Genomic DNA, 5546 nt, shown 5'->3' with positions numbered 1-5546 from the left:
CTGTAGCATCGAACGGACATTGCCAAGGAAGTCGATCAACACCAGTTCAGCGCTGCGGCGGCCGATCTTCAGGCCGATGAAGAAAGCGCCTTCGGGATTGAGCGCCATCGGGATGGAAGGCTGGCCGATCTTGCCGCGCAACGGCGCCTGACGCAGCAGGAGGCTTTCTTCCTCCAGCTCGCGCATGATGACGGAAACCGTCTGCGCCGAAAGTCCGGTCATGCGGGCGATGTCGGATTTTGCCAGGCTGCCGTGTTGACGCACCAGCGACAGCACCAACCGCTCATTGTGGTCGCGCATGCCGCTCTGGTTGGTGCCGCGGTGAATGAGACTGTCATTCACCTCGGGCGAACCGTGCCTCGCAATGGCCGTTTCCACCCTGTTCCTCCCGTCGTTTCCCCTCAATGCTTTTGGGCCAGAATGGGTGAACGAAGCAATGCTGTCAATAATAAATAAGAGTGATTTAATTATTGACACGGGCTTCGGCCTGGTGTCTGTTAAGGCAGCGTCCACGCTGGGAGAATTTCGTTGGATGCGCTGCAGGTGCCGGTTGGCCGGCATCGGAATGGTTCCACTGGGAGGAAAATCGTGACCAATACAAAATTGTTGAAATCGACCGTGTTTGCCGCCGCGGCTCTGGGGCTGATGGCGTTTGCCTCGTCCGCATCCGCGGCCGGTGTCGGCGCCTGCCTGATCACCAAGACCGACACCAATCCCTTCTTCGTCAAGATGAAGGAAGGCGCGACCGCGAAGGCCAAGGAACTCGGCGTCGACCTCAAGACCTATGCCGGCAAGATCGACGGCGACAGCGAGAGCCAGGTCGCGGCGATCGAAAGCTGCATCGCCGATGGCGCCAAGGGTATCCTGATCACCGCATCCGACACCAAGGGCATCGTGCCGACCGTGAAGAAAGCGCGTGATGCCGGCCTGCTGGTGATCGCGCTCGACACGCCGCTCGATCCGATCGACGCCGCCGATGCGACCTTCGCGACGGACAATCTCGAAGCAGGCAAGCTGATCGGGGCCTGGGCCGCCGCCACGCTCGGCGACAAGGCCAAGGACGCCAAGATCGGCTTCCTTGACCTGACGCCTTCGCAGCCGACTGTCGACGTGCTGCGCGACCAAGGCTTCATGATGGGCTACGGCATCGATGTAAAAGATCCCAACAAGATCGGCGACGAGACCGATCCGCGCATCGTCGGCCATGACGTCACCAACGGCAACGAAGAGGGCGGCCGCAAGGCGATGGAGAACCTCCTGCAGAAGGACAACACCATCAACGTCATCCACACCATCAACGAGCCCGCCGCTGTCGGCGCCTACCAGGCGCTCAAGGCTGTCGGCCTCGAAAGCCAGGTGCTGATCGTTTCCGTCGACGGCGGCTGCCCCGGCGTGAAGTCGGTGGCCGAAGGTGTCATCGGCGCCACTTCGCAGCAATACCCGCTGCAGATGGCTGCACTCGGCATCGAGGCGATCGCCGCTTTTGCCAAGGACGGAACCAAGCCGAAGCCGACCGAAGGCAAGAACTTCTTCGACACCGGCGTCAACCTGGTGACCGACAAGCCGGCCACCGGCGTCAAGTCCATCGACACCAAGGAAGGCCTCGCCAAGTGCTGGGGCTGATGCCGTTCTGACCGGCATCCAAGGAACCTGAGCGGTCGGGGCTTGATCCCCGGCTGCTTCGGGTGGACGATGGCTCGCGTGACCGCGAACAATCCCGGCAGCAGACCGGAAAGGCGTGGACTGGCGTCGGCGTTTGGCTGAAGCCTACGGGGAGAAAACATGGCTCAAGCTCAGGAATTCGAGAAGGTTCTCTCGAGCAGCGACACCAGCGTTGCTGCTTTTGACGAGCACAAATCGGCCGTCAAGCGTATCCAGCATTTCTTGCATTCGACGCCGGCCGCGGTGCCGCTGATCGTCCTGGTTCTGGCGATCATCGTCTTCGGCATCACCATCGGTGGGCGTTTCTTTTCGTCCTACACGCTGACGCTTATCCTGCAGCAGATCGCCATCATCGGCATTCTGGGGGCTGCGCAGACATTGGTCATCCTGACCGCAGGCATCGACCTGTCGATTGGTGTGATCATGGTGATTTCAGCGGTGATCATGGGCAATTGCGCGGTCTCCTACGGCATGCCGAGCGCGCTCGCAGTGGCGATCGGGCTTGCCGCCGGCGCCGCCTGCGGGCTGCTCAACGGGGTGCTTGTCGCCTACATGAAGCTACCACCCTTCATCGTGACGCTTGGCACCTGGAACATCGTCATGGCCACGAACTTCATCTATTCGGCCAACGAGACGATCCGCGACACCGACGTCGATACCCAGGCGCCGCTGCTGCATCTCTTTGCCATCAGCTTCAAGGTCGGCACTGCGGTGCTGACGCTCGGCGTCATTGCCACGGTCCTGCTCGTGATGATCCTCTGGTACGTGCTCAATCACACGGCGTGGGGCCGCCATGTCTACGCCGTTGGCGATGACCAGGAGGCGGCGAAGCTGTCGGGCATCCAGACCAAGAAGGTGTTGATGACGGTCTACACCTTGGCCGGCCTGATCGCCGCTTTCGCGGCCTGGGTCTCCATTGGCCGCAACGGCTCGATCTCGCCGTCGGCTGCCGTCACCGACTACAATCTGCAGGCCATCACCGCGACGGTGATCGGCGGTATTTCCCTCTTCGGCGGACGCGGCTCCATCCTGGGCACGCTGTTCGGCGCGATGATCGTCGGCGTCGTTTCCATGGGCCTCAACATGCTGGGCGCCGATCCGCAATGGAAGGTGCTGCTCACCGGTGTGCTGATCATCGGCGCCGTGGCAGTCGACCAATGGATCAGAAAGGTGTCGGCATGACCATGACCCAGGAGCCCATCCTCACCGCGCGTGGCCTGATCAAGCGCTATGGCCGTGTCACCGCCCTCGACAATGCCGACTTCGACCTTTATCCCGGCGAAATCCTCGCCGTCATCGGCGACAACGGCGCCGGCAAGTCGTCGCTCATCAAGGCGATTTCCGGCGCGGCCGTGCCCGACGAAGGCGAGATCCGGCTTGAAGGCAAACCCGTCGCCTTTAAATCGCCGATGGAGGCACGCGAAGCCGGCATCGAGACCGTCTACCAGAATCTGGCACTGTCGCCGGCGCTCTCGATCGCCGATAACATGTTCCTTGGCCGCGAGATCCGCAAACCGGGTTTTCTGGGCGATTGGCTGCGTATGCTCGACCGTCCGGCGATGGAAAAGCGCGCCCGCGACAAGCTTACCGAGCTTGGCCTGATGACCATCCAGAACATCAGCCAGGCTGTGGAAACGCTCTCGGGGGGCCAGAGGCAGGGCGTTGCGGTGGCGCGCGCGGCCGCCTTCGGCAGTCGTGTGGTGATCATGGACGAGCCGACGGCCGCCCTTGGCGTCAAGGAAAGCCGCCGCGTGCTCGAGTTGATCCTCGACGTCAAGAAGCGCGGCCTGCCGATCGTGCTGATCTCGCACAACATGCCGCATGTGTTCGAAGTGGCCGACCGCATTCACATCCACCGGCTCGGCCGTCGCCTCTGCGTCATCGATCCCAAGCAATATACGATGTCCGATGCCGTGGCCTTCATGACCGGAGCAAAGGTTCCGCCCGAGGCAGCGCTGGCGGCCTGATACATGTCGCCCAAGTGCTGGAGGGTTGGCGGCACGGCAGGCACGGAACAGGAATTTGAAGCGCGTCGCGCGACCGTCTTGGCGCGTCACACTTGCGAATTGCCAAATTGCCGCAGGGGGCATGCCGGTTCGGGCATGTTTAAATCGATTGAATATATAGCGGTATCAGCTAGCATGGGCTGGGAGGAGCGATGAAAGCCGGTATGATCATGGCAACCGCACGAGAGGCATCATGACGAGCGCGATGACATCCGAACCCCTTCCTCCACTGCTCGAAAATCCTGATCCCAAGACACTCGCACGTGAAGTCTTGGTGGCCCTCAAATACCGGGTCGGCAAGGATACCGCCGTTGCGACCCAGTACGACTGGCTGACCGCCTCGATCAAGGTCGTGCGCGACCGGATCGTCGATCGCTGGATGCAGGCGACGAAGGAGGCGTACGATCAGAAGGAAAAACGCGTCTATTATCTGTCTCTGGAGTTCCTCATCGGCCGCCTGATGCGCGACGCCTTCTCCAATCTCGGCCTGATGGACAACATGCGCGAGGCCCTGTCGTCCCTGGGCGTCGATCTCGATCTCATCGCCGCACTCGAGCCGGATGCCGCACTTGGCAATGGCGGCCTCGGGCGGCTTGCGGCCTGCTTCATGGAAAGCATGGCGACCGTCGACATTCCCGCGCATGGCTACGGCATCCGCTATGCCAACGGCATGTTCCGCCAGGAGATTCACGACGGCTGGCAGGTCGAATTGCCTGAAACCTGGCTCGATCACGGCAACCCGTGGGAATTCGAACGCCGTGAGCGCTCGTTCGAGGTCGGTTTCGGCGGTTCGGTGGAATCGATCACCTCCAAGGACGGACGCCTCGAACGCCATGTCTGGAAGCCGACCGAGCATGTGCTGGCCGTCGCCTATGATACGCCCGTCGTCGGCTGGCGGGCCAACCGCGTCAACACGCTGCGGCTCTGGTCGGGCATGCCGGTCGATCCGATCCTGCTCGACAAGTTCAATGCCGGCGACCACATCGGCGCGCTCGCCGAAAGCAACAAGGCCGATGCCTTGTCGCGCGTGCTCTATCCCGCCGATTCCCACAAGGCCGGGCAGGAACTGCGGCTTCGGCAGGAATATTTCTTCTCCACCGCATCGCTGCAGGACATCGTTCAGCGCCATCTCAGCCAATATGGCGACCTGAAGTCCTTGCCCGACAAGGCTGCGATCCACCTGAACGACACCCATCCGGCCATCGCTGTGCCGGAGTTGATGCGCCTGTTGATGGACGTCCACGGCATGGACTTCGATCAGGCCTGGGACATCACCCAGCGCACCTTCGGCTACACCAACCACACGCTGCTGCCCGAGGCACTGGAAAGCTGGCCGGTGCCGCTGTTCGAGCGGCTTTTGCCGCGCCACATGCAGATCGTCTATGCCATCAACGCTGAAGTGCTTCTGGAGGCGCGTGCGTCCAACCAGTTCTCGGACGAGCAGATCGGCCGCATCTCGCTGATCCAGGAAAATGGCGACCGCCGGGTGCGCATGGGCAATCTGGCCTTTGTCGGTTCGCACTCGATCAACGGCGTTTCGGCGCTTCACACCGACCTGATGAAGGAGACGGTGTTCGCCGATCTGCACAAGCTCTATCCCGATCGCATCAACAACAAGACCAACGGCATCACGCCGCGGCGCTGGCTGATCCAGTGTAATCCCGGGCTGACGTCGCTTGCCCGCGAGGCGATCGGCGACCGCTTTCTCGATGACATCGACGCCATCAAGGATCTCGACGGTTTCGCCGGCGATGCCGCCTTTCGCGACAAGTTCGCCGCCGTCAAGCGAGCCAACAAGGCGCGGCTGGCCAACCTCGTCGCCGACCGGCTCGGCATCAAGGTCGATCCCTCGGCGCTTTTCGACATCCAGATCAAGCG

5 protein-coding genes are annotated in these 5546 nt (G+C 61.9%); 4 read left to right on the top strand and 1 reads right to left on the bottom strand.

Annotated features, from left to right (window positions below; translation table 11 throughout):
• The coding region (locus EN994_RS16000; RefSeq protein ID WP_164745952.1) for a winged helix-turn-helix transcriptional regulator at positions 1 to 378 on the bottom strand (378 nt) is incomplete at its 3' end.
• Between the two features lie 228 nt (positions 379 to 606).
• Between EN994_RS16000 and EN994_RS15995 the strand changes: the two genes are divergently transcribed.
• The 4 genes from EN994_RS15995 to glgP form a co-directional block, all read left to right on the top strand.
• On the top strand, positions 607 to 1623 hold the full coding sequence (locus EN994_RS15995; protein WP_024503693.1) for a sugar ABC transporter substrate-binding protein: 1017 nt from the start codon (positions 607 to 609) through the stop codon (positions 1621 to 1623).
• A gap of 159 nt (positions 1624 to 1782) precedes the next feature.
• A complete protein-coding gene (locus EN994_RS15990) occupies positions 1783 to 2844 on the top strand; it encodes an ABC transporter permease (protein WP_013532703.1) in 1062 nt (353 codons plus the stop codon).
• A complete protein-coding gene (locus tag EN994_RS15985) occupies positions 2820 to 3629 on the top strand; it encodes an ATP-binding cassette domain-containing protein (RefSeq protein WP_224621066.1) in 810 nt (269 codons plus the stop codon). Before EN994_RS15990 ends, EN994_RS15985 begins: the two co-directional genes overlap by 25 nt.
• Positions 3630 to 3861: 232 nt before the next feature.
• A partial coding sequence (gene glgP, locus EN994_RS15980) for a glycogen/starch/alpha-glucan family phosphorylase (protein WP_127307634.1) occupies positions 3862 to 5546 on the top strand: 1685 nt, incomplete at its 3' end.

This window comes from Mesorhizobium sp. M7A.F.Ca.CA.002.09.1.1, from assembly GCF_003998555.1.
Lineage (GTDB): Bacteria > Pseudomonadota > Alphaproteobacteria > Rhizobiales > Rhizobiaceae > Mesorhizobium > Mesorhizobium ciceri.
The sequence above is the reverse complement of the archived record's forward strand: the minus strand, read 5'-3'. Positions and strand labels throughout refer to the sequence as shown.

Excerpts from the sequence above, each read along its gene's own strand:
- EN994_RS15990 (WP_013532703.1), top strand. The coding sequence starts at position 1,783 with ATGGCTCAAGCTCAGGAATTCGAGAAGGTTCTCTCGAGCAGCGACACC.
- EN994_RS15985 (WP_224621066.1), top strand. The coding sequence starts at position 2,820 with ATGGATCAGAAAGGTGTCGGCATGACCATGACCCAGGAGCCCATCCTC.